Source organism: Roseateles sp. NT4 (genome assembly GCF_051857475.1).
GTDB lineage: Bacteria > Pseudomonadota > Gammaproteobacteria > Burkholderiales > Burkholderiaceae_C > Pelomonas.
Map to the genome: position 1 here is coordinate 102,690 of NZ_JBPZGZ010000004.1, position 21,617 is coordinate 124,306.

The following is a 21,617-nucleotide window of genomic DNA, read 5'->3' on the forward strand; positions in this document are numbered from 1 at the left end:
GCAAGAGAAAACCGCGCAGCCTAGAAAGCCCATGCGAATCGGCGATGACATCGCCCGACTGTTGTTGTGCGTCGGCTGGGTGCTGGCTTGTCACACGGCTGAAGCAAGCCAGAACCTCGGCTCCAAGACGCCCTATGCGCCGCGCCAGGATGTGGCCCGCTATGAGGCGCCTCCCGCGAGCTCAACGCCGGTGGCCGTTCAGCTGGTAGCGCGCCATGGCAGTCGGGGGCTGACCAAGGCCGGCAGTGATGGGGCGGCGCTTAAGCTGTGGCGTGCGGCTGAGTCCAAAGGCGCGCTGACGCCGCTGGGCCAGCAGTTCGGCGTCGACCTGCAGCGCTTCATCGAGGCGCAGCGAGGCATCGGCTACGGCAACCTGAGCCGCCTCGGCGTGGTCGAGCACGAGCAGTTGGCGCAGCGCATGGTGGCGCGGCTGCCGGCACTGTTCGAGGCTGGCCCGAATGTCGAAGTTCTCAGCTCGGGTGTGGACCGCGCCGTGGACAGCTCACGCAGCTTCGTCGAGTCACTTCGCCGCGCGGCGCCCAAAGCCCGCGTGCCGGCGAACTGGGGTTCGGACCGCTTCCTGCTGTACTTCCACCGCCTCAACGAATCGCGCGACGTGGCCGACACGCCGGCCCGCCAAGCCACGCTGAAGCGCAGCCTCGCTTACCAGGCCTGGGTGCGAGGGCCGGAGCTGGCGGCGCAGCAGCAGCGCATCGATGCCGATCCGCGCCTGCCAGCCGCGGCGCGCGCAGTGCTCACAGGTCTCTACAGCGCCGAGTTCGTCGACGGCATTGCCAAGCCCCTGGACGCCGCCCAGAATGTCGTTGACCTGCGCGGCGCGGCTGCCGACCTGAGGCTGGAACTGGCGCGCGACTTCTCGGCCTATGTGTCGGCCGAAGCCGCTGCGGTGTTCATCGAGCATGACGATGCCGAGGACTTCTACAAAAAAGGGCCGGGCCTCATCGAGACCGGTCCGGCGGCCTACGACGTCGCGACGCAGTTGCTGGACGACATGCTGGACCGGCTCGCGAACGGCGAAGGCGCCGTGCTGCGCTTCACCCACGCCGAGATCGTCGCGCCGCTGGTATCGGCCATTGGCATTGCCGGCGTGCACCAGCCGCTGCCGCGCTCCAAGCCCTACAGCTACGCGACCAGCCCCTGGCGCACCGAGAACGTCATTCCGATGGCGGCCAATGTGCAGTGGGAAGTCTGGCGTGCCCAGGACGGCGAGCGCCTGGTGCGAATGCTGCTGAACGAGGGCGAGGCCGATTTCAAGCCGGCCTGCGATGGCGCGCGGTTGCGGCCGGGCAGTCACTTCTACCGCGTGACGGCGCTGCTCAATTGCTACCGGCCGGCGGCGATGCGGTGATTTCGTCGAGTTCGACGCGGGAGTCGATCCTGGAATCTGCCATGAACATCTGGCTGCGCCCGCTGGTCAGGCCGATGACATGGATGGGCGCATAACCTGACAGCACGTCTGCGAAGGAGGGCGTAGCCATGAACTGGGCACGGGCCTTCGAGCCCACTGCTGCCTGCACATCGCCGGCCAGCGCGACGACGGTGTAGCCGGAATGCACGACCGAGGCGATCCAGACGCTGTCGGCCATGCCGCGGTCGGAGAGGGCGTTCAACCGGTACAGCTCATCCACCGTCAGGGATCGCCTCTGAAGGCCCTCAAGCGGTGCGACCGGTTGATGACTGCCCAGCATGGCCAGCACGCCCACAGGCTGGCCCGTCTGCCGCCACTGTCGCAACTGCTCGATGAGTTTCAGCAGGGCCTGGCTGTTGCGACTGTTCTGTGGCGGCTGGGTCCGCGCCATTGCCGACAGCAGTGCCTGAACGTCCGCCGTCTGGCCGGTTGAGGCCAGATAGCGGTTCAGTGCTTCCTGCTCCGAGCCATGGCGTTCCAGCGCCACGATGACCGGGCGATTCAGCTTCAACAGACCACAAGCCAGTTGACCGACGAAGGCGGGTGCCTGCTCGGTGCCGCGCAACTCGCCAACCACGATGATCTTGGCCTCGATCTTGTCGAGGGCGATCTGGGGTGAGGAGACGCAGTCGGGGGCCGCGGCCCAGCACAGCGCAGGTGCCAGGGCGAGCAGGAGCGAGACGAGACGAAGCTTCATGCAGGTCCGAGTTGATCGACAGCGTCCGTGATGATGCCGTCGATGCCGTCTGCAATCAGCCGCTCGGCGATCGCCGCATCGTTGACCGTGTAGACCAAGGCCCGCCAGCCCCTGGCATGCAGGCGCTCGATCAGCGCCTTGTCCATCAGCCAGTAGTTGGTGATGACGGCAACGACACCCAGGGCCTCGGCGGCTTCAAACCAACCCTCCCAGAGCTTGTCCAGCAGCAAGCCGCGGGGCAGCTCGGGCGCGGCGTCGCGCGCGGCGGCCAAGGCTTCGGGCTTGAAGCTGCTCATCAGCGGCGGCAGGGCGCCGGCCCACAGGCGCGCCGCCTCGCGGGCGACGACGGTGCCGGTGCGGGTCTCCTCGCCGGGGCAGGGCTTGATCTCGATGTTGATGGCGCAGCCATTGGCCTGGCAGAAGGCGGCGATCTGCTCCAGCCGCGCCAGCGGCTCGGCGGTGAAGGGCGGGCTGTGCCAGGCGCCGGCGTCCAGTCGCGACAGCGCCGCCCAGTCCTGGTCGGCCGGCGAGCCCTGGCCGCTGCTGGTGCGCTCCAGCGTGTCGTCGTGCAGCAGAAACGCCTGGCCGTCGCGGCTCAGTTTCAGGTCGCACTCATAGGCCCGAAAACCGTGCTGCAGGCCCAGGCGGAAGGAGGCCAGCGTGTTCTCCGGTGCCAGCTTGCCGGCGCCGCGGTGGGCGATCCACAGCGGATAGAGCCAGGGCGTGTTCATAGCCTTTGTCCCGTCTTGGCGTCGAAGCGGTGCAGATGCAGCGGATTGAACGCCAGGTGCAGCCAATCACCGGGGGCCGGCGAGGGCAGGGTGGCGTCCAGCCGCAGCGTGAAGGGCGTGGCGGCCCCCAGCTTGCCGTAGACCAGGCGTTCGGCGCCCAGCATCTCGATCATCTCGACGTGCAGCGGCCAGCCGCGTTCGGCGAGTTGGGCGTGCTCGGGGCGCAGGCCCAGCGTGAGGTCGCCCTCGACGCCAGGCGGTACGTCCAGCGCCGCGCCGTCGATGTGGAACTGTCCACCGTGTTGGCGGCCCGCCAACAGGTTCATGGCGGGCGAGCCGATGAAGCTGGCGACGAAGGTGGAGGCCGGTGTGCCGTAGACCTCCTCGGGCGTGCCCATCTGCTCGATGCGGCCGCCGTTCATGACGATGATGCGCTGGGCCAGCGTCATGGCCTCGACCTGGTCGTGGGTGACGAACAGCGACGTGACGCCCAGCTCACGGTGCAGCTTCTGGATCTGCAGCCGCGTCTGCACACGCAGCTTGGCGTCCAGGTTGGACAAGGGCTCGTCGAAGAGGAAGACCTGCGGGTCGCGCACGATGGCGCGGCCCATGGCGACACGCTGGCGCTGGCCGCCGGACAGCTCGCGCGGCTTGCGTTCCAGCAGATGGCCCAGCTCCAGGATCTTGGCGGCACGCTGAACGCGCTCGGCTATCTGGGCCTTGGGCATCTTGCGAAGCTTCAGGCCGTAGGCCATGTTCTCGGCCACGCTCATGTGCGGGTAGAGGGCGTAGTTCTGGAACACCATGGCGATGTCGCGATCGGCCGGCTCCACGTCGTTGACGACGCGGGCACCGATGGCGATCTCGCCCTCGCTGACCTCCTCCAGCCCGGCCACCATGCGCAGCAGCGTCGACTTGCCGCAGCCCGAGGGGCCGACGATGACGACGAACTCGCCGTCCTTGACCTCGGCGTCGACGCCGTGGATGACCTGCACGGCCTTGGCGCCGTGGCCGTACCGTTTGATCAGCTTGCGAATAGAAATGGAGGCCATTTATTTCTCGGTATCGACCAAGCCCTTGACGAACCAGCGCTGCATCAGGATCACCACCAGCGCGGGCGGGATCATGGCCAGAAGCGCGGTCGCCATGACGATGTTCCAGTCATTGGCCGCTTCGCCGCCGCTGATCATTCGCTTGATGCCGATGACGACGGGGTACATGGACTCGTCGGTCGTCACCAGCAGCGGCCAGAGGTACTGGTTCCAGCCGTAGATGAACTGGATGACGAAGAGGGCGGCGATGCTGGTGCGGGACAACGGCAGCAGCACGTCCTTGAAGAAGCGCAGCGGCGAGGCGCCGTCGATGCGCGAGGCCTCCACCAGCTCGTCCGGTACGGTCAGGAAGAACTGGCGGAACAGGAAGGTGGCGGTGGCCGAGGCGATCAGCGGCACGGTCAGGCCGGCATAGCTGTTGAGCATCTTCAGGTCGGCCACGACCTGGTAGGTCGGCCCTATGCGCACCTCCACCGGCAGCATCAGCGTCACGAAGATGGCCCAGAAGAAGAGCTGGCGCAGCGGGAAGCGGAAGTAGACGATGGCAAAGGCCGACAGCAGGGAGATGGCGATCTTGCCGACGGCGATGACCACGGCCATCACGAAGCTCACCCACAGCATGCGGGCGACCGGGGCGCTGGAGCCCGCGCCCGTGCCGCCACCGAGCGCCGTGGTCACGTTCTCGATGAAATGGCCGCCCGGCACCAGGGGCATGGGCGCATGCACGATGGCGTCGGCCGTCTGCGTGGCGGCCACGAAGGTGACGTAGAGCGGGAAGGCCACCACGGCCACACCCAGCAGCAAGATGGCGTGGGCCAGCCAGTCCAGCCAAGGCTTTCTCTCAACCATCAGTACTGCACCTTTTTCTCCACGAAGCGGAACTGCAGCACCGTCAGGCTGATGACGATGACCATCAGCACCACGCTCTGCGCGGCCGAACCGCCCAGGTCCAGGGCCTTGAAGCCATCGTGATAGACCTTGTAAACCAGGATGGCCGTCTCCTTGCCCGGCCCGCCTTGCGTCGCGGCGTCGACGATGCCGAAGGTGTCGAAGAAGGCGTAGACGACGTTGATGACCAGCAGGAAGAAGCTGGTCGGCGACAGCAGCGGGAAGGTCACGTCCCAGAAGCGCCGCCAGGGGCTGGCGCCGTCTATTGCCGAGGCCTCGATCAGCGAGCGCGGAATGGACTGCAGGCCGGCCAGGAAGAACAGGAAGTTGTAGGAGATCTGCTTCCAGACCGCAGCCATGACGATCAGCATCATGGCGTGGTCGGCATTGAGCAGGTGGTTCCACTCGAAGCCCATTGCGCGCAGACCGTAAGCCACGACGCCGATGGAGGGCGCGAACATGAAGAGCCACAGCACGCCGGCGATGGCCGGCGCCACGGCATAGGGCCAGATCAGCAGGGTCTTGTAGAGGCCGGCGCCGCTCACCACGCGGTTGGCCATGACGGCCAACAGCAGCGAGATGGACAGTCCCAGCACCGCGACGAGGATGGAGAACAGAGCCGTGGTCTTGAACGATGCAAGATAGCTCGCGTCCGCCCACAGGGCCTGGAAGTTGGCCAGGCCCACCCATTCGGTCGACAGGCCGAAGGCGTCCTGCTGCTGCAGCGACTGCAACAGGGCCTGGCCCGCCGGCCAGAAAAAGAACACGGCAATGACGGCAGCCTGCGGCGCCAGCAGCAGCCAGGGCAGCCAGCGGGAGCGGAAGACGACGCGCTTCTCCTGGGCCATGTCAGCCGATCAGAGCTTTGCGGTGCGAGCGAACTTGTCCAGTTGCTCGTTGCCGCGCTGGATGGCCGCATCGATGCCTTCCCTGGCCGTCTTCTTGCCGGCCCAGATCAGCTCGAACTCCTCGTCCACGATGGTGCGGATCTGCGGGTGGTTGCCCAGGCGCACACCGCGCGATTTGTCCGTCGTCTTGCGGATCATCTGGTTGACGGCCACGTCGCTGCCCGGATTGGCCTTGTAGAAGCCGCTGGCCTCGGTGGCCACGAAGGCCGCTTTGGTGACAGGCAGATAGCCGGTGCGCTTGTGGCTTTCCGAGGCCACGTCGGCCCGTGCCAGGTATTCGAAGAACTTGGCCACACCCTTGTATTCGGCCGGCTTCTTGCCCGACATCACCCACAGGCTGGCGCCGCCGATGACGGTGTTCTGCGGCGCGCCGGGCACGTCGGGGTAATAGGGCAGAGGCGCGGTGCCGAAGGCGAATTTGGCGCTCTTCTTGATATCGCCGTAGATGCTGGACGAAGCCGTCGTCATGGCGCATTCGCCCGAGATGAAGGTGGCGTCCGGCGAGTTGCCGCGGCCCTTGTAGACGAACAGCCCCTGTTTGGCCATGTTGGCCAGATTCTCGATATGGCGCAGGTGCAGCGGCGTGTTGAAGGCCAGGCGGGCGTCCAGGCCGCCGAAGCCGTTGTTCTTGGAGGCGAATTCGACGTTGTGCCAGGCCGAGAAGCTCTCCAGCTGGGTCCAGCTCATCCAGGAGGTGGTCAGCGGGCATTTGCTGCCATTGGCCTTGAGCTTGGCGGCAGCCGAAGCCACTTCGGGCCAGCTGCTGGGCGGCTTGTCGACCCCGGCGGCCTTCAGCGCGTCCTTGTTGTAGAAGAAGACGGTCGTCGAGCTGTTGAAGGGGAAGCTCAGCATCTGGCCGTTGGGGGCCGTGTAGTAGCTGGCCACTGCCGGCACATAGGCGCCTGGCTCGAAGGGGATGCCGGCCTCCTTCATGAGGTCGTGCACGGGCTTGATGGCGGCCTTGCTGGCCATCATGGTGGCCGTGCCGACCTCGAAGACCTGCAGGATGTGAGGGGCATTGCCGGCCCGGAAGGCCGCGATGGCCGCCGGCATGGATTCGTCATAGGTGCCCTTGAAGGTGGGCACGACCTTGTAATCCTTCTGGCTGGCGTTGAAGTCGCGGGCCAGGTCGTTGATCCACTCGCCCCGCGCGCCGCCCATGGCGTGCCACCACTGGATCTCGATCTGTGCCTGGGCCTGGAACGCCAGGGCGGTCAGCACCGCAGCGAGGGCAAACGACTTCATCCAGTGTCTCCTTGAGATGTTTTGCGGGCCAGCATAGCGCCGCTTGCTGAGGCACGAATGGCGGGCAAACACGGTGCGGCCCTGGGGAGAAGCCCCCCTCGGTTAGGATTCCAACCCCTGCGCGAGGGGCTGTGGCCACAAGCCGGGCGATCCTTGCCCGCCCTGCTGCCGACCCGAGCCGCTGCCCGCCCGAACCAGCCTTCCCAGGCTTCTTTCCCGGCCCAGCCGGTTGCCATGAACGCACCGCATCCCTTGATGCCCACCGCCGATGCTTCGAATTCGGCGGACGAGAGCGCAGCCCCCCGGTTGCGTGAGATTCCCTACAACTACACGTCGTTCTCCGACCGCGAGATCGTCATCCGCCTGCTGGGTTCCCGGGCCTGGGAGCTGCTGGACCAGCTGCGGCTGGAGCGCCGCACGGGCCGATCCGCGCGCATGTTGTACGAGGTGCTGGGCGACATCTGGGTGGTGCAGCGCAACCCCTATCTGCAGGACGACCTGCTGGACAACCCACGCCGCCGCGGGCAGCTGATTGAAGCGCTGAACCACCGCCTGACCGAGGTGCAGAAGCGCCGCGACCCTGAAGGCGACGCCCAGCGCGACGCCGCCGTGGGCGAGCTGCTGCTGGCCGCGCGTGGCGCGGTGACCGAGTTCGCCAAGTTCTTCGACAGCGTCGCCGGCCTGCGCAAGCGCGCGGCCAAGACCCTGGCCCGCCACACCGCCAAGGACAACATCAAGTTCGATGGCCTGTCCCGTGTGTCCCATGTGACGGACGCGACCGACTGGCGCGTGGAATACCCCTTCGTCGTGCTGACGCCCGACACCGAGGGTGAGATGGCCGGCCTGGTGGGCGCCTGCTTCGAGCTGGGCCTGACCGTCATCCCGCGCGGCGGCGGCACCGGCTACACCGGCGGCGCCATCCCGCTGGTGTGGAACAGCGCCGTCATCAACACCGAGAAGCTCGAGGCCCTGCGCGGCGTCGAGATGCTGCGCCTGCCCGGCCTGGACCGCGAGGTGCCGACCATCTTCAGCGAGGCCGGCGTCGTCACCCAGCGCGTGGCCGACCTGGCCGAAGCCCATGGCTTCGTCTTCGCGGTGGACCCGACCTCGGCCGAGGCCAGCTGCATCGGCGGCAATGTCGCCATGAACGCCGGCGGCAAGAAGGCCGTGCTCTGGGGCACGGCCCTGGACAACCTGGCCAGCTGGAAGATGGTGACGCCCGAGGCCAAGTGGCTGGAGGTGACCCGCCTCAACCACAACCTCGGCAAAATCCATGACGTGGAAGTCGCGAGCTTCGAGCTGCGCTACTACGACGCCACGGGCAAGACGCTGGAGAAGACCGAGCGCCTGGACATCCCCGGCCGCGTCTTCCGCAAGGAGGGCCTGGGCAAGGACGTGACGGACAAGTTCCTCGCCGGCCTGCCGGGCATCCAGAAGGAAGGCTGCGACGGCCTCATCACCAGCGCGCATTGGATCGTGCACCGCATGCCGGCGCACACGCGCACCGTCTGCCTGGAGTTCTTCGGCAACCCCAAGGACTGCGTGCCCAGCATCGTCGACATCAAGGACTACATGTTCTCGATTGCCGACACCGGCGTGCTGCTGGCGGGCCTGGAGCATCTGGACGACCGCTACCTGAAGGCGGTGGGCTACTCCACCAAGAGCAAGCGTGGCGGCCTGCCCAAGATGGTGCTGGTGGGCGACATCTCCGGCGACGATGCCGACGCGGTGGCGCGCGCCACCTCCGAGGTCGTGCGCCTGGCCAACGGCCGCTCGGGCGAGGGCTTCGTGGCCGTCAGCGCCGATGCGCGCAAGAAGTTCTGGCTGGACCGCAAGCGCACCGCGGCCATCAGCAAGCACACCAACGCGTTCAAGGTGAACGAGGACGTGGTGATCCCGCTGCACCGCATGGGCGAATACACGCTGGGCATCGAGCGCATCAACATCGAGTTCTCCCTGCGCAACAAGCTGGCCCTGGTGGCGGCCTTGCAGGCCTTGTTCATGACGGGCAAGCTGCCCTTGGGCAAGAGCGACGATGCCGGCGAGATCCCGACGGCCGAGTTGCTGGAAGACCGGGTGCAGCAGGCGCTGACCCTGCTGCGCGAGGTGGGCGAGCTGTGGCAGCAATGGCTCAACGGCCTTGATGCCGGTTTCTTCGATGGCCTGCAGACACACGAGCTGCGCGCGTCCTGGAAGACCCAGATCCTCAAGCCCCTGCAGGCCCTCTTCAACGGCGCGGCCTTCGAGCCGCTGATCGCCGAGCTCAAGCGCATCCACAAGGAAGTGCTGCGCGGCCGCGTCTGGGTGGCCCTGCACATGCACGCCGGCGACGGCAATGTGCACACCAACATCCCCGTCAACAGCGACAACTACCAGATGCTGCAGACGGCCCACGAGGCCGTGGCCCGCATCATGGTGCTGGCGCGCTCGCTGGATGGCGTCATCTCGGGCGAGCATGGCATCGGCATCACCAAGCTCGAGTTCCTGACCGACGACGAGCTGGCCAACTTCACGGCCTACAAGAAGCGCGTCGACCCGGAGGGCCGCTTCAACAAGGGCAAGCTGCTCCGCGATGAAGCCATGCCGGCCGACCTGCGCAATGCCTACACGCCGTCCTTCGGCCTGATGGGGCACGAGTCGCTGATCATGCAGCAGAGCGACATCGGCGAGATCGCCAACTCGGTCAAGGACTGCCTGCGCTGCGGCAAGTGCAAGCCGGTCTGCGCCACGCATGTGCCGCGCGCCAACCTGCTCTACAGCCCGCGCAACAAGATCCTCGCCACCTCCCTGCTCGTCGAGGCCTTCCTTTACGAGGAGCAGACGCGCCGCGGCGTGTCCATCAAGCATTGGCAGGAGTTCGAGGACGTGGCCGACCACTGCACGGTCTGCCACAAATGCCTGACGCCGTGCCCGGTCAAGATCGACTTCGGCGACGTGACCATGAACATGCGCAACCTGTTGCGCAAGATGGGCCAGAAGACCTGGCGCCCCGGCAATGCGGCGGCCATGTTCATGCTGAACGCGACCAATCCCGAGACCATCAAGCTGGCCCGCACGGCCATGGTGGGCATTGGCTTCAAGGCGCAGCGCTTTGCGGTGGACCTGTTCAAACCTGCCGGCCGCAAGCAGACGAGCGCCCCGCGCGCCACCGTCGGCAGCGCGCCCATCAAGGAACAGGTGATCCACTTCATCAACAAGAAGCTGCCCGGCGGCCTGCCCAAGAAAACGGCGCGGGCGCTGCTGGACATCGAGGACAAGGACTACGTGCCCATCATCCGCCCGCCGGCCACGCCGAGCGAGACGGAGGCCGTGTTCTATTTCCCCGGCTGCGGTTCGGAGCGCCTGTTCAGCCAGGTGGGCCTGGCCACCCAGGCGATGCTCTGGCACGCCGGCGTGCAGACGGTGCTGCCGCCCGGCTATCTGTGCTGCGGCTATCCGCAGCGCGGCTCGGGCCAGTTCGACAAGGCCGAGAAGATGATCACCGACAACCGGGTGCTCTTCCACCGCGTCGCCAACACGCTGAACTATCTCGACATCAAGACCGTGGTGGTCAGCTGTGGCACCTGCTATGACCAGCTGCAGGGCTACAAGTTCGAGGACATCTTCCCCGGCTGCCGCATCATCGACATCCACGAGTACCTGCTGGAAAAGGGCATCACGCTCGGCTCCAAGAACAGCTATCTGTACCACGACCCCTGCCATTCGCCGATGAAGCTGCAGGAGCCGATGAAGACGGTGAAGGCCCTCGTCGGTGAGGACGTCGTGAAGAGCGAGCGTTGCTGCGGCGAAAGCGGCACGCTGGGCGTCACGCGGCCCGACATCTCGACGCAGGTGCGCTTCCGCAAGGAAGAGGAGCTGCGCAAGACCGAGGCCGCCCTGCGCGAGTCGGGCAAGGTCGGCGCGGATGAAAACCTGAAGATCCTGACCTCCTGCCCGAGCTGCCTGCAGGGCCTCTCCCGCTACGGCAACGACCTGCAGAACGGCCTGCTCGAGGCCGACTACATCGTCGTCGAGATGGCCAACCAGATCCTGGGGCCGAACTGGATGCCCAACTACGTGGCCAAGGCCAACAACGGCGGCATCGAGCGGGTGCTGGTGTGAGTGGCGTGCTCTGCCCGCTGTGTGACGGCGACGGCGGCCTCGTCGTCGCCCGCACGCCGCAGTTCCGCGTCGTGCGTGTCGTCGACGGCGAGGAAGCGCAGCGCTTCCCGGCCTTCTACCGACTCATCTGGAACGCGCATGTCGCCGAGTTCAGCGACCTCCCGGTCACGGATAGACACGCCTGCATGGACGCTGTCACCGAGATCGAGCGGGCCCTAAGGTCTTTGCTGTCGCCGACCAAGGTCAACATCGCCAGTCTTGGCAATGTCGTGCCCCATCTGCACTGGCATGTCATCGCGCGTTTCGACTGGGACAGCCATTTCCCGGCGCCGGTCTGGGCCGCGCCGCAGCGCGAGGTCAGCGGCCCGGCGGTAGAGCGTCTACCGCTGCCGCTTCAACGCGTCGATGACGCCGTCCTTCACTCGTTGACCATCGCGATCCGGTAGCCGCGCTTGGCGCTGGCGAGCTGCTGGTAGCGGCTGTCCTCGGGGTTGATGAAGTCGACGCGGAAGCGATAGATCTGCGCGCCTGCCGTCTGCTGCGGGCCGCACTCCAGCATGTTGGTCGCGTTGCGCACGGTGCGCTCGATGCGGTTGGAAATGCCGCTGGTCCTGACGGCGGCAACTTCACCGTTGTCGATGACGAGTTGCACCTTCACCTGGCCGACGCGGCGCTCGTTTTCCCACGTTGTCTGCAGCGCGTCCGCCAGTTGGCGGTCCAGGTTGGCGCAGGCGTTGTGGATGTCGTAGCGCACCGGCGCCTCGACGACGCGGCCACTGACTTCCACGCGTTCCAGGTCTCCAGGGGCGGCCAGCGCCGGACCTGCGGCGAGGGCCAGCGTGATGGCGCAGGCGGCGCCTGCAAACAGGCTGTTGAGCAGGGGGGTGCGCTGGGCGATCGAGTAGCGGGTGGACATGACAAGCTCCTGTGGGGTTCTGGCGAGATGGGCGCCGCGAAATGCGTCGACCTGTCGTCAGGCTAGGCGTGTGAGTGAGCGGGCCCAAGCCGCAAGCGATGAGTTGCCGTCGGCGTGCGACGACCCGCGGGAAAGCGCGACTGAATTGCAGATGGACCGGATCGCACTTTTTGAGGGCTGCATGCCATTCGTCACAGACGCTGTCATCCGGGCTTCCCCGCTAGGGTTACTTCCGTCACTGCGGCCGGTGACAAGCCTTCCTTCGCGGCGCGGACACACTGCGCGCCGCTTCGGATAGCGCCAGGCCGGCGGGAGCGTTTGGGTTGTTGGGTTGAGTCCCGCCGGCGAACTGAAAAACCAGTGGCGCTTCTCGTGGAGATCCCGCGGGCCGAGCCAGTGCGCCGTCTGCCACGGCGACTTTTCCGGAAATCACCAAATGAGTTTTGCTTTTGCCAACAAGAGAACCATGCTCGCTCTGGCCTGTGGCCTGCTGACCGCAGGCGTGAGCCAGGCCGGCGTGTCCCAGGCCGTGGTTGACCAGGGCCTGACCAATCTGCGCCAGCGTGCCACCAGCACTGACCGCCTCATCGTCAGCTATCGCGACGCTTCCGTCGCCGACACCAAGGACGCCGGCGTCATGCGCGCCCAGGCCATCACCACCGTCGCGCTGGACACGCGCCTGAGCGCCCTCAATTCCGCCCTGGCCCTGCGCGGTGCCACCGCCAAGCTGGTGCGCCAGAGCGGTACCGGCGCCCACATCTTCAAGCTCAACAAGCCGCTGACGCACACCGAAATGCAGCGCGTGGCCGATCAGCTCAAGGCTTCCGACGCCAACATCGCCTATGCGGAACCGGACCGCAAGATGTACCCGCTGTTTACGCCCAACGACACGAACTACAGCTCGCAGTGGGATCTGTATGAGACGACCGGCGGCATTCGCGCCCCGGCCGCCTGGGAACTGGCCACCGGCTCCGGCGTCACCGTTGCCGTCATCGACACGGGTTACCGCCCCCATGCCGACCTGTCCGGCCAGATCGTCGCCGGCTATGACATGATTGCCGACGTCGCCACGGCCGGTGACGGCAATGCCCGCGACAGCGACCCCAGCGACCCGGGCGACTGGGTCACCGCGGGCCAGTGCGGCACCGGTGAACCGGCCGAGAACTCCAGCTGGCACGGCACCCACGTGGCTGGCACCATCGCCGCCAAGACCAACAACTCCCTCGGCGTCGCCGGCATCGCCTTCAACGCCAAGGTGCAGCCCGTGCGCGTGCTGGGCAAATGCGGCGGCTACACCTCCGACATCGCCGACGGCATGATCTGGGCCTCGGGCGGCACCGTCTCGGGCCTGCCGACCAACGCCACGCCTTCCAAGGTCATCAACATGTCCCTGGGTGGTGGCGGCGCTTGCGACACGACCTCGCAGAACGCCATCAACAGCGCCCGCTCGCGTGGCACCACCGTCGTCGTGGCGGCCGGCAACGAGAACCAGAACGCCAGCAACTCCAACCCGGCCAACTGCTCCGGCGTCATCGCCGTCGCAGCCACGGACCGCAACGGCAGCCGCGCCTACTACTCGAACTACGGTTCGATCGTGACGCTGGCCGCTCCTGGTGGTGACGTTCGTTCGTCCAGCAGCAACGGCATCCTGAGCACGCTCAATGCCGGCACGCAGGGCCCAGGCGCCGACAACTACGCTTACTACCAAGGCACCTCGATGGCCACGCCCCACGTGGCCGGCGTCGTCGCCCTGATGTACAGCGCCAAGCCGACGGCCACGCCGGACCAGATCAAGGCCGCCCTGCAAAGCAGCGCCCGCGCCTTCCCTGGCACCTGCTCGCAGTGCGGCTCCGGCATCCTGGATGCCGCCGCCGCCGTCACGGCCATCACGGGCACCGGCGGCCTGCCGACCGTCAACGAGACAGAGTCCAACGGCACGATCGGCACGGCCAACACCGTGTCGTCGCCCGCCAACGTGGCCGGCTCGATCAGCTCGTCCAGCGACACCGACTACTTCAAGGTGACGCTGCCGGCTGGCAAGACGCTGGCCGCGACGCTGACCATGGCCAGCAGCAGCAACGACTTCGACCTGTACATCAAGAACAGCTCGGGTTCCACGCTCGCCAGCAGCGAGAAGGCAGCCGGCCAGGTCGACAGCACCAGCTACGCCAACGGCGGCTCCAGCTCGGTCACGCTGTATGTGCAAGTGCTGCGTTACAGCGGCACTGGCGCCTACACGCTGAAGCTGCAGTGGTAATCGGGCGTTCGGCCTGAAAAGCGAAACGGGGCTTCGGCCCCGTTTTTTTGTCTTGGTGGGTGCTTTGGTGGAGCAGGCGCCTCATCGCTGCATTGCCGGGAGTCCGTCCCGGCGGCCGGGTAACTTTCTTCTGCGGGGCCAGAAGAAAGTCACCAAAGAAGAGGCCCTGAACCGCACACCAGCATCACGACGCCATGAACGGCGCGCGAAAACATCCGCCGGCATTGCGGGAAGACGCGACCCGCTTCGCTCTCGCTGCTGTCCCTATGACGAGCACGACGCATCGCACCAGCTGTCCGCTGAACGCGCGGCTGCACGCCGGGCTCACGAGAAATGCTAATTGCAGCGTCGCTGGGGCGACGCGACGAGTGCCACTACCCTCGCCGTCGCCCCAGCGACGCGGTATTCCCTGATAAGCCCGGCGTGCAGCCGGCGTTAACGGTGGTGAAGTGGCGATCAGTGATGCCCGTCATAGGGACAGCAGCGAGAGCGCAGCGGGTCGCGTGTAGGCACGGACCAATCCGAGCATCGCGAGCGCGTGCCGCCGCTCGAGTGCGGATTGCATTCAGCGCTCCTCTTTTGGTGACTTTTCTCTGGCGCGTCAGAGAAAATTTACCCGCCATCGCGGGGCGGATTCCCGCGGCACTGCACGCGAGTCATGAGGACGCAGGCAAACACAACCGCCCAACAAAAAACGGGGCCGAAGCCCCGTCCATCAAAGCAGCAAACCGCAGATCACCACACCGTGATCGGATCCGCCGCCACCATCGCACTACCCGCCTTGCAGCTGAAGGCCTGCGCGAAATAGGCGGAGTTGCTCATCGGCGTCAGCACGCGGTACTTGGCCGGCGAGTGCGGGTCGGTGCGGACCTGGTTGATGAGGAACTCGGGGCGGACCTTGGTGCGCCAGATCAGCGCGTTGCTGAGGAAGAAGCGCTGGGCCGGCGTGTAGCCGTCGACGAGCTTGTTGGCATCGCCGCTGCGCTTGAGCGCACGCTGCAGACCCTCGTAGGCGATCGGCAGGCCCGACATGTCGGAGATGTTCTCGCCCAGCGTGAGCCGGCCGTTGATGTTGTAGCCGGGCAGGGGCGAGATGGCGCTGTAGCGCTCGGCCACCTTGTCGGAGCGGGCCTTGTAGCCGGCCGCGTCGGCCGGCGTCCACCAGTCGGTCAGTGTGCCGATGGCGTCGAAGTTGCGGCCGCTGTCGTCGAAGTGGTGGGTGATCTCGTGGCCTATCACCATACCGATGCCGCCGTAGTTGGTGGCGTCGTCGGCCTTCGCGTCGAAGAAGGGCGGCTGCAGGATGCCGGCCGGGAAGGTGATCTCGTTGAGGCCGCCGGCCTGGGCATTGACGATGTACGGCGCCATGCGCCAGCGGCCGCGCTCCACCGGCGAGTCCAGGTCCTTGACCTGCTGGCCGCTGTGCCACAGCGCCACCTTCAGCCAGTTGCCGGCGTAGTCGTTGCCGCTCAGCTGCAGACCCTCGTACTGCGGCCATTTGTCGGGAGCGCCGATCTTGGCCTGCATATTCGCCAGCTTCTCCAGCGCCTTGGTCTTGGTGCCAGGCGTCATCCAGTCCAGCTTCTCGATGCGGGCCTTCATGCTGGCGCGCACATCGTCCACCAACTGCACGGCGCGCTTCTGCGCCTCGGGCGAGAAGGCGCGTGCGACGAACGGCTCGCCCAGCGCCAGGCCCAGGGGCTCGCTGCCGGTGCGTCCACCAATGCGCAGGATGACGTCTTCGCTGCGCGGCGGCGGCACCTCCAGGCCGGTGATGGCCTTGCCCTTGTATTCGAAAGAGGCGTTCGCGAAGGCCTTGGGCAGGCGGGGGGCCAGCGTGTCCAGCACGCGCAGCGTCAGGTAGCGGCGCCACACCTCCAGCGGCGCGTCCGCGGCCAGCTTGGCCACGCGCGTCGCGACCTCGGGCTGGCCGACGATGAAGCGCTGCGGCAGCTTGGCGCCGGCGGTCAGCACGGCCAGGTAGGCGCTCCAGTCGAACCCCGGCGCGGCCGCCGTGAGTTCTGCTGGGCTCATGGGGTTGTAGTTGGCGTTGGGGTCTCGCAGCTTGGCGCGCTCGCGCATGGCCTCGGCGAGCTGGGTCTCGAAGGCCATCAGCGCGTCCAGCTCGGCGTCGTTGGCCGGGCGGCTGGCGGCGGCCAGCAGCGTCTTGGCGAAATCGCGGTAGGCCGTGCCGATCTTCTTGGTGCGCTCGTCGCTGCGGAAGTAGTCGTCGCGGTCCGGCAAACCGAGGCCGGCCTGCGACTGCGACAGGCCCAGCACATTGCGGCGCGTGTCCTTGCGGTCGGGCTGCACGCCGAAGTTCAGCGGCGCGTCGATGCCGCTGCGGTTCAGCAGCGCCAGCAGGGTGGGCAGGTCCTCGCGGCGCTGCAGGCCGTCGATGCGGTTCAGCAGCGGCGTGACGGAGCTGATGCCGCGCGCCTCGATGGTGGCCTCGTCCATGCCGCTGGAGAAATAGGCGGCGATGAGCTTCAGGCCGGGCGTGGTCTGCAGCGCCGGCTTGTCGACCAGATCCTTCAGTGCCTTGTCCAGCAGAGCGTCGTTGCTGCGACGCAGATCCTCGAAGCCGCCGATGCGGGCGCGGCTGGCGGGCAGCTCGGTGGCGGCTTCCCAGTTGCCATTGACGAAGGCGTAGAAGTCGTCGCAGGGCTTGACGTCCTTGGACAGGCCGCCCAGGTCGAGGGCCTGTGCGGCGGTGGCCAGGCCGAGCAGGGTGGCTGCGGCGGCGAGGCTGTGGCGAGCGAAACGGGGCATGACAGGGCAATGAATGGCCGTAGAAGCTGACGATTAGAGCGCGCGCCACTAGAGAAGGTCAGAAGACACAGGGCATGATTACGGGTTTTTCCCGAGCTCCCTGGTTTCGCATGCCCGCTTCCCCTTCCGCTCTCCTGCGTCCGACGCTGGCCCTGCTGGCCTCGTGGCTGCTGTCCACCGCCGCCCTTGCCCAAGCCGTGCAAGGGCAGGGCGCCACCTTCCCCGCCAAGGTCTATGACACCTGGGCGCGGGCCTATGAGAAGGCCGGCGGCGCCGCGGTGGCCTACAAGGGCACGGGCTCGGGCGACGGCATCAAGCAGATCGGCGCCCGCAAGGTGGATTTCGGCGGCACCGACTCGCCGCTGCCGGCGGCCGAGCTGGCCAAGCAAAAGCTGGTGCAGATCCCGATGCTGGTCGGGGGCATCGTGCCGGTCGTCAACCTGCCGGGCGCGCCCGCCGGGCTGCAGCTCAATGGCGAAGTGCTGGCCGAGATCTTCATGGGCCGCGTGAAGAGCTGGAACGACCCCCGCATCGCCGCGCTGAACCCGGGCGTCGGGCTGCCGGGCCTGGCCATCAAGCGCGTCGTGCGCGCCGAGAAGTCGGGCACCAGCGATGGCTTCAGCCGCTACCTGGCTGGCTCGTCGGCCAGCTTCAAGACCGAGGTGGGCGCCGGCCAGGCGCCGGCCTGGCCCGGCGAGCCGCTCAAGGCCGAAGGCAACGACGGCATGGTGCAGACGCTGCGCGCGACGCCAGGCGCCATTGCCTATGTGTCCTACGACCGCGTGCTGCGCGACAAGCTGGCCGCCGTGAAGCTTCGCAATGCCGCCGGCAAGTTCGTGCTGCCGACCGAAGCGGGCTTCCGTGCCGCCATCCTGGAGAGCGACATGCACCGCCAGGGTGACGACCTGGCCACGCTGCTGGACCGACCCGGCAACGAGACCTGGCCCATCACGCTGACCAGCTTCGTCCTTGTCGACGCCGAACCCGCGGCTTCGGCCAAGGTGGCGCTGACGCTGAAATACCTTTACTGGTGCTTCATGCACGGCGACGACCTGACCCGCGGCACCGGTTTTGCGCCGCTGCCGGTCAGCGTGCAGTCGCGCCTGGCCGCGCGTTTCACGCAGGTCAAACCCAAGGACGGCGTGGTGCCTTCCTATCTGGTGCTTTGAGGCGGGCGCCTACACTGACGCCATGCCCGCGCCCACCGAAATCACCGTCCACCAGCGGTCCCGCATGCTGGAGATCGCCTTCGACGACGGCGCGCGTTTCAGCATCCCCTTCGAGCTGATGCGCGTCTACAGCCCCTCCGCCGAGGTCATGGGCCATGGCCCGGGCCAGGAAGTGCTGCAGACCGGCAAGCGCGAGGTCGGCATCAAGGGCCTGGAGCCGGTGGGCCACTACGCCGTGCGGCCCGAGTTCAGCGACGGCCACAACAGCGGCCTGTTCTCCTGGGACTATCTCTACAAGCTCGGCAGCCAGCAGGACGCGCTGTGGCGCGACTATGAGGCCAAGCTCGCCGCTGCTGGTAAGGGCCGCGACGACGCCATGCCGGTCAAGGGCGGCGGCAGCTGCCATTCGCATTGAATTCCAAATGACACAGACCCACTTCGGTTTCAGCACGGTCGACGAATCGGAGAAGGCCAGCAAGGTCCGCGGCGTCTTCGACTCGGTCGCGTCCAAGTACGACCTGATGAACGACCTCATGTCGGCCGGACTGCACCGGGCGTGGAAGGCCTACACCGTGCAGGTCGCCAACCTGAAGCCGGGCGAGCGCGCCCTGGACATCGCCGGGGGCACGGGTGATTTGTCGCGCGCCTTCGCCCGCAAGGTGGGCGAGAGCGGCGTCGTCGTGCACACCGACATCAACGAGGCCATGCTGCGCCAGGGCCGCGACCGCCTGCTCGACGAGGGGCTCATCCTGCCCACCAGCCTGGCCGACGCAGAGAAGCTGCCCTTCAAGAGCGAGAGCTTCGACCTCGTCAGCGTGGCCTTCGGCCTGCGCAACATGACGCACAAGGACCAGGCTCTGGCCGAGATGTGCCGCGTGCTGAAGCCGGGCGGCCGCCTGCTGGTGCTGGAGTTCTCGCGCATTGCCGAGCCGTTGAAGAAGCCCTACGACTGGTACTCCTTCAACATCCTGCCCAAGCTGGGCTCGCTGTTCGCAGGCGACGCCGCGAGTTACAAATACCTGGCCGAATCCATCCGCATGCACCCCGACCAGGCGACGCTGAAGGCCATGATGAAGACGGCCGGCTTCGGCCATGTAGATGTGCACAACCTCAGCGCCGGGATCGTGGCGCTGCACGCCGGGATCAAGTGTTGACCCCTCGCCTGGTCTGGCCGCGCTGAACGCGGGCCAGACCAGTCGGTCTTGCAGACCGCGCTGCGGCAGTGCCGCAGCTCTTCAGCAGGCACGGCGAGTCCACTGGACTCACTGTGTCCGGCCTCAGCCCCCTGGGGGACGGCGATGCTTGCTGCATTGCGCCGCAAGCACATCGCCCAAGCGGGCCGGCTCGGGAGCGGCCCAGCGCTCGGCCCGAATGCGGAATCCGAATACCAAATGGCGTCGGGAAGCGTCATCCTCAATCGCAAGCGACCATCCCCCAAGAACGTGGGGGGTGTGGGAACTTCCCGCTTGCATTTGCTCTAACCGCGCGTCACTCACGAACCCAGTTATGGCTTCGTGCGCCGCCGATTAGTGACATTTCGCACGGCTACACTCGTTTGCTGCTCGTGGGGCGGGTGCCCTTCCTCTGCATAACAAGGACCTTCATCAGATGGCAATCCAACAGAACAAGCACCGTTCTCCCCTGTTGTTGGCGGTTGTTGCAGCGGCGGCTCTGCTGACGGCCTGCGGTGGTGACAAGGGCGACAAGGCCTCCCAGACCGCAGCCAAGGTCAACAAGGAAGAGATCACCGTCCACCAGATCAACTTCGCGCTGCAGCGCCAGCCCGGCCTCAAGCCCGAGCAGGCTGAAGCCGCCAGCCGCCAGGTGCTGGAGCGACTGATCGACCAGGAGCTCGCCGTCCAGAAGGCCCAGGAGCAGAAGCTGGACCGCGACCCGCGCGTCGTGCAGCAGATGGAGTTCGCCAAGCGCGAGATCATTGCGCGGGCCTATGCCGATCGCGTGGGCGAAAGCGTGTCCAAGCCCAGCGCCGACGAAATCTCCAAGTACTACAACGACAAGCCGGCCCTCTTCAAGGACCGTCGCATCTACAGCTTGCAGGAACTGCAGATCGAGGCCAAGCCCGAGCAGTTTGAAGCCATCCGCGCCAAGCTGGCGGCGGCCAAGAACCTGAACGAGTTCGCCGAGTACCTGAAGTCGGCCGACATCCGCTTTGCCGGCAACCAGGCCGTGCGCGCCGCCGAGCAGCTGCCGTTGTCCGGACTGGACACCATCTCCAAGATGAAGGATGGCGACTCGATGGTCAGCCCCGGCCCCAACGGCCTGACCGTGCTTTTCCTCGTCGGCTCGCGCAGCCAGCCCGTCGATGAGGCCCGCGCCCGCCCCGCCATTGAAGCCTTCCTGCTGAACCAGCGCAAGGCCGAGGTCGTGCAGAAGGATCTCAAGTCCCTGCGCGACAGCTCCAAGATTGAATATGTCGGCAAGTTCGCCCAGGCGGCCGGGGCGACCGGCACCGTGGCGCCTGCACCGGCCGCACCTGTCGCTGCCTCCGACGTCCCGGCGCCCGCGGCGCCTTCCGCTCCAGCCAGTGGCCTGGATCCTGCTTCCATTTCCAAGGGCATGGGCCTGAAATGATGATGCGTATCTCTCGACTGTTCCTCGCCGCAGCTCTCGGCCTCGGCGCCATCGGCGCCCAGGCCCAGGCAGGCGCTTCCGCCGCGACTCCCGCTGCTTCCACTGCCGAATACCGCCTCGGCGCTGGCGACGTCATCCGTATCGTGGTCTACCAGAACCCCGACCTGACGCTGGAAACCCGCGTCTCGGAAACCGGCGTCGTCAGCTTCCCGCTGCTGGGCAATGTGCGCATCGGCGGCCTGGGCGTCAGTGCCGCCGAGAAGCTCATCGCCGACGGCCTGAAGAACGGCAACTTCGTCAAGTCGCCGCAGGTGACCCTGGTGCTGCTGCAGGTCAAGGGAAACCAGGCCAGCGTGCTCGGCCAGGTCAACCGTCCGGGCCGCTACCCGATCGAGACTGCCGACATGCGCATGACCGACCTGCTGGCCAATGCCGGTGGCGTCGCCAGCACGGGCGCTGAAATCATGGTGCTCAGCGGCACCCGCGCGGGCAAGCCCTTCCGCATGGAAATCGACCTGCCCAGCGTCTTCGGCCCCAGTGCGGAGCAAGGCCGACCCAATGACGTGCTGATCCAAAACGGCGACGTGCTCTGGGTCGACCGCGCGCCGCTGGTCTACATCTATGGCGAAGTGCAGCGTCCAGGGCCGATGCGGATCGAGCGCGGCATGACCGTCATGCAGGTCCTCGCCGCCGGCGGCGGCCTGACCCAGCGGGGCACCGAGCGGGGTATCCGTGTGCACCGCAAGAGTGCTGACGGCAAGGTGCAGGTGATGCAGCCCGGCATGGACGACGGCGTCAAGGACGGCGACGTCGTCTACGTCAAGGAAAGCCTGTTCTGATTTCGGCTCACTAAAGGTTCG

The 21,617-nt window shown here is 66.7% G+C and carries 17 protein-coding genes; 9 read left to right on the forward strand and 8 right to left on the reverse strand.

Going from position 1 to position 21,617, the window contains the following annotated elements; genetic code table 11:
• Positions 1–31 precede the first annotated feature (31 nt).
• Positions 32–1,369 carry a histidine-type phosphatase gene (locus ACS5PN_RS23700; protein WP_439466489.1) on the forward strand — a complete coding sequence of 446 codons (1,338 nt, stop codon included), beginning with the start codon at positions 32–34 and terminating at the stop codon, positions 1,367–1,369.
• Here ACS5PN_RS23700 and ACS5PN_RS23705 read toward each other — a convergent pair.
• From ACS5PN_RS23705 to ugpB, 6 genes are read right to left on the reverse strand one after another with little or no spacing between them, the layout of a single operon-like run.
• Complete coding sequence (locus tag ACS5PN_RS23705) at positions 1,338–2,126, reverse strand: hypothetical protein (protein ID WP_439466490.1); 789 nt, start codon at positions 2,124–2,126, stop codon at positions 1,338–1,340. The two genes, ACS5PN_RS23700 and ACS5PN_RS23705, sit on opposite strands and share 32 nt — an antisense overlap.
• Positions 2,123–2,857, reverse strand: coding sequence for a glycerophosphodiester phosphodiesterase (gene ugpQ, locus ACS5PN_RS23710; RefSeq protein WP_439466491.1), 735 nt, complete (start codon positions 2,855–2,857; stop codon positions 2,123–2,125). Before ugpQ ends, ACS5PN_RS23705 begins: the two co-directional genes overlap by 4 nt.
• Positions 2,854–3,909, reverse strand: coding sequence for a sn-glycerol-3-phosphate import ATP-binding protein UgpC (locus ACS5PN_RS23715; RefSeq protein WP_439466492.1), 1,056 nt, complete (start codon positions 3,907–3,909; stop codon positions 2,854–2,856). The genes ugpQ and ACS5PN_RS23715 overlap by 4 nt, the downstream gene beginning before the upstream one ends.
• Positions 3,910–4,758, reverse strand: a complete 849-nt coding sequence (gene ugpE, locus ACS5PN_RS23720) for a sn-glycerol-3-phosphate ABC transporter permease UgpE (protein WP_439466493.1) — start codon at positions 4,756–4,758, stop codon at positions 3,910–3,912.
• Positions 4,758–5,645 carry a sn-glycerol-3-phosphate ABC transporter permease UgpA gene (gene ugpA, locus ACS5PN_RS23725; protein ID WP_439466494.1) on the reverse strand — a complete coding sequence of 296 codons (888 nt, stop codon included), beginning with the start codon at positions 5,643–5,645 and terminating at the stop codon, positions 4,758–4,760. The genes ugpE and ugpA overlap by 1 nt, the downstream gene beginning before the upstream one ends.
• A gap of 9 nt (positions 5,646–5,654) precedes the next feature.
• A complete protein-coding gene (gene ugpB / locus ACS5PN_RS23730; RefSeq protein WP_439466495.1) occupies positions 5,655–6,950 on the reverse strand; it encodes a sn-glycerol-3-phosphate ABC transporter substrate-binding protein UgpB in 1,296 nt (431 codons plus the stop codon).
• Between the two features lie 234 nt (positions 6,951–7,184).
• Between ugpB and ACS5PN_RS23735 the strand changes: the two genes are divergently transcribed.
• Both ACS5PN_RS23735 and ACS5PN_RS23740 read left to right on the forward strand, forming a co-directional pair.
• On the forward strand, positions 7,185–11,051 hold the full coding sequence (locus ACS5PN_RS23735; protein WP_439466496.1) for a DUF3683 domain-containing protein: 3,867 nt from the start codon (positions 7,185–7,187) through the stop codon (positions 11,049–11,051).
• Positions 11,052–11,056: 5 nt separating this feature from the next.
• Positions 11,057–11,497, forward strand: coding sequence for an HIT family protein (locus ACS5PN_RS23740; protein WP_439466921.1), 441 nt, complete (start codon positions 11,057–11,059; stop codon positions 11,495–11,497).
• Here ACS5PN_RS23740 and ACS5PN_RS23745 read toward each other — a convergent pair.
• Positions 11,470–11,967, reverse strand: coding sequence for a hypothetical protein (locus ACS5PN_RS23745; RefSeq protein ID WP_439466497.1), 498 nt, complete (start codon positions 11,965–11,967; stop codon positions 11,470–11,472). The genes ACS5PN_RS23740 and ACS5PN_RS23745 overlap by 28 nt on opposite strands.
• 436 nt (positions 11,968–12,403) lie before the next feature.
• Here ACS5PN_RS23745 and ACS5PN_RS23750 point away from each other — a divergent pair, with 436 nt between their 5' ends.
• Positions 12,404–14,224, forward strand: a complete 1,821-nt coding sequence (locus tag ACS5PN_RS23750; protein ID WP_439466498.1) for a S8 family peptidase — start codon at positions 12,404–12,406, stop codon at positions 14,222–14,224.
• A gap of 735 nt (positions 14,225–14,959) precedes the next feature.
• Here ACS5PN_RS23750 and ACS5PN_RS23755 read toward each other — a convergent pair.
• Positions 14,960–16,996 (reverse strand): M13 family metallopeptidase, encoded by a 2,037-nt coding sequence (locus ACS5PN_RS23755; protein ID WP_439466499.1) that lies wholly within the window; start codon positions 16,994–16,996, stop codon positions 14,960–14,962.
• A 110-nt stretch (positions 16,997–17,106) separates the two neighbouring features.
• On the opposite strand from ACS5PN_RS23755, the gene pstS reads away from it, so the two are divergent.
• The 5 genes from pstS to epsE all read left to right on the forward strand — a co-directional run bounded on the left by pstS (position 17,107) and on the right by epsE (position 21,596).
• Complete coding sequence (gene pstS, locus ACS5PN_RS23760; protein WP_439466500.1) at positions 17,107–18,165, forward strand: phosphate ABC transporter substrate-binding protein PstS; 1,059 nt, start codon at positions 17,107–17,109, stop codon at positions 18,163–18,165.
• 22 nt (positions 18,166–18,187) lie between these two features.
• Positions 18,188–18,580: a gamma-butyrobetaine hydroxylase-like domain-containing protein gene (locus tag ACS5PN_RS23765; RefSeq protein ID WP_439466501.1), complete on the forward strand. Its 393-nt coding sequence runs from the start codon at positions 18,188–18,190 to the stop codon at positions 18,578–18,580.
• Between the two features lie 7 nt (positions 18,581–18,587).
• Positions 18,588–19,319, forward strand: a complete 732-nt coding sequence (gene ubiE / locus ACS5PN_RS23770) for a bifunctional demethylmenaquinone methyltransferase/2-methoxy-6-polyprenyl-1,4-benzoquinol methylase UbiE (RefSeq protein ID WP_439466502.1) — start codon at positions 18,588–18,590, stop codon at positions 19,317–19,319.
• A 454-nt stretch (positions 19,320–19,773) separates the two neighbouring features.
• Entirely contained in the window at positions 19,774–20,757 is a 984-nt protein-coding gene (locus tag ACS5PN_RS23775; RefSeq protein WP_439466503.1) for an EpsD family peptidyl-prolyl cis-trans isomerase, read from the forward strand.
• A gap of 2 nt (positions 20,758–20,759) precedes the next feature.
• Complete coding sequence (epsE, locus tag ACS5PN_RS23780; RefSeq protein ID WP_439466504.1) at positions 20,760–21,596, forward strand: polysaccharide export protein EpsE; 837 nt, start codon at positions 20,760–20,762, stop codon at positions 21,594–21,596.
• The last annotated feature ends 21 nt before the right edge of the window (positions 21,597–21,617 follow it).

Excerpts from the sequence above, each read along its gene's own strand:
- ACS5PN_RS23700 (WP_439466489.1), top strand. The coding sequence starts at position 32 with ATGCGAATCGGCGATGACATCGCCCGACTGTTGTTGTGCGTCGGCTGG.
- ACS5PN_RS23705 (WP_439466490.1), bottom strand. The coding sequence starts at position 2,126 with ATGAAGCTTCGTCTCGTCTCGCTCCTGCTCGCCCTGGCACCTGCGCTG.
- ACS5PN_RS23715 (WP_439466492.1), bottom strand. The coding sequence starts at position 3,909 with ATGGCCTCCATTTCTATTCGCAAGCTGATCAAACGGTACGGCCACGGC.
- ACS5PN_RS23765 (WP_439466501.1), top strand. The coding sequence starts at position 18,188 with ATGCCCGCGCCCACCGAAATCACCGTCCACCAGCGGTCCCGCATGCTG.
- ugpE (WP_439466493.1), bottom strand. The coding sequence starts at position 4,758 with ATGGTTGAGAGAAAGCCTTGGCTGGACTGGCTGGCCCACGCCATCTTG.
- ACS5PN_RS23775 (WP_439466503.1), top strand. The coding sequence starts at position 19,774 with ATGGCAATCCAACAGAACAAGCACCGTTCTCCCCTGTTGTTGGCGGTT.
- ACS5PN_RS23755 (WP_439466499.1), bottom strand. The coding sequence starts at position 16,996 with ATGCCCCGTTTCGCTCGCCACAGCCTCGCCGCCGCAGCCACCCTGCTC.
- pstS (WP_439466500.1), top strand. The coding sequence starts at position 17,107 with ATGCCCGCTTCCCCTTCCGCTCTCCTGCGTCCGACGCTGGCCCTGCTG.
- ACS5PN_RS23745 (WP_439466497.1), bottom strand. The coding sequence starts at position 11,967 with ATGTCCACCCGCTACTCGATCGCCCAGCGCACCCCCCTGCTCAACAGC.
- ugpB (WP_439466495.1), bottom strand. The coding sequence starts at position 6,950 with ATGAAGTCGTTTGCCCTCGCTGCGGTGCTGACCGCCCTGGCGTTCCAG.
- epsE (WP_439466504.1), top strand. The coding sequence starts at position 20,760 with ATGCGTATCTCTCGACTGTTCCTCGCCGCAGCTCTCGGCCTCGGCGCC.
- ACS5PN_RS23735 (WP_439466496.1), top strand. The coding sequence starts at position 7,185 with ATGAACGCACCGCATCCCTTGATGCCCACCGCCGATGCTTCGAATTCG.
- ACS5PN_RS23750 (WP_439466498.1), top strand. The coding sequence starts at position 12,404 with ATGAGTTTTGCTTTTGCCAACAAGAGAACCATGCTCGCTCTGGCCTGT.
- ubiE (WP_439466502.1), top strand. The coding sequence starts at position 18,588 with ATGACACAGACCCACTTCGGTTTCAGCACGGTCGACGAATCGGAGAAG.
- ugpQ (WP_439466491.1), bottom strand. The coding sequence starts at position 2,857 with ATGAACACGCCCTGGCTCTATCCGCTGTGGATCGCCCACCGCGGCGCC.
- ugpA (WP_439466494.1), bottom strand. The coding sequence starts at position 5,645 with ATGGCCCAGGAGAAGCGCGTCGTCTTCCGCTCCCGCTGGCTGCCCTGG.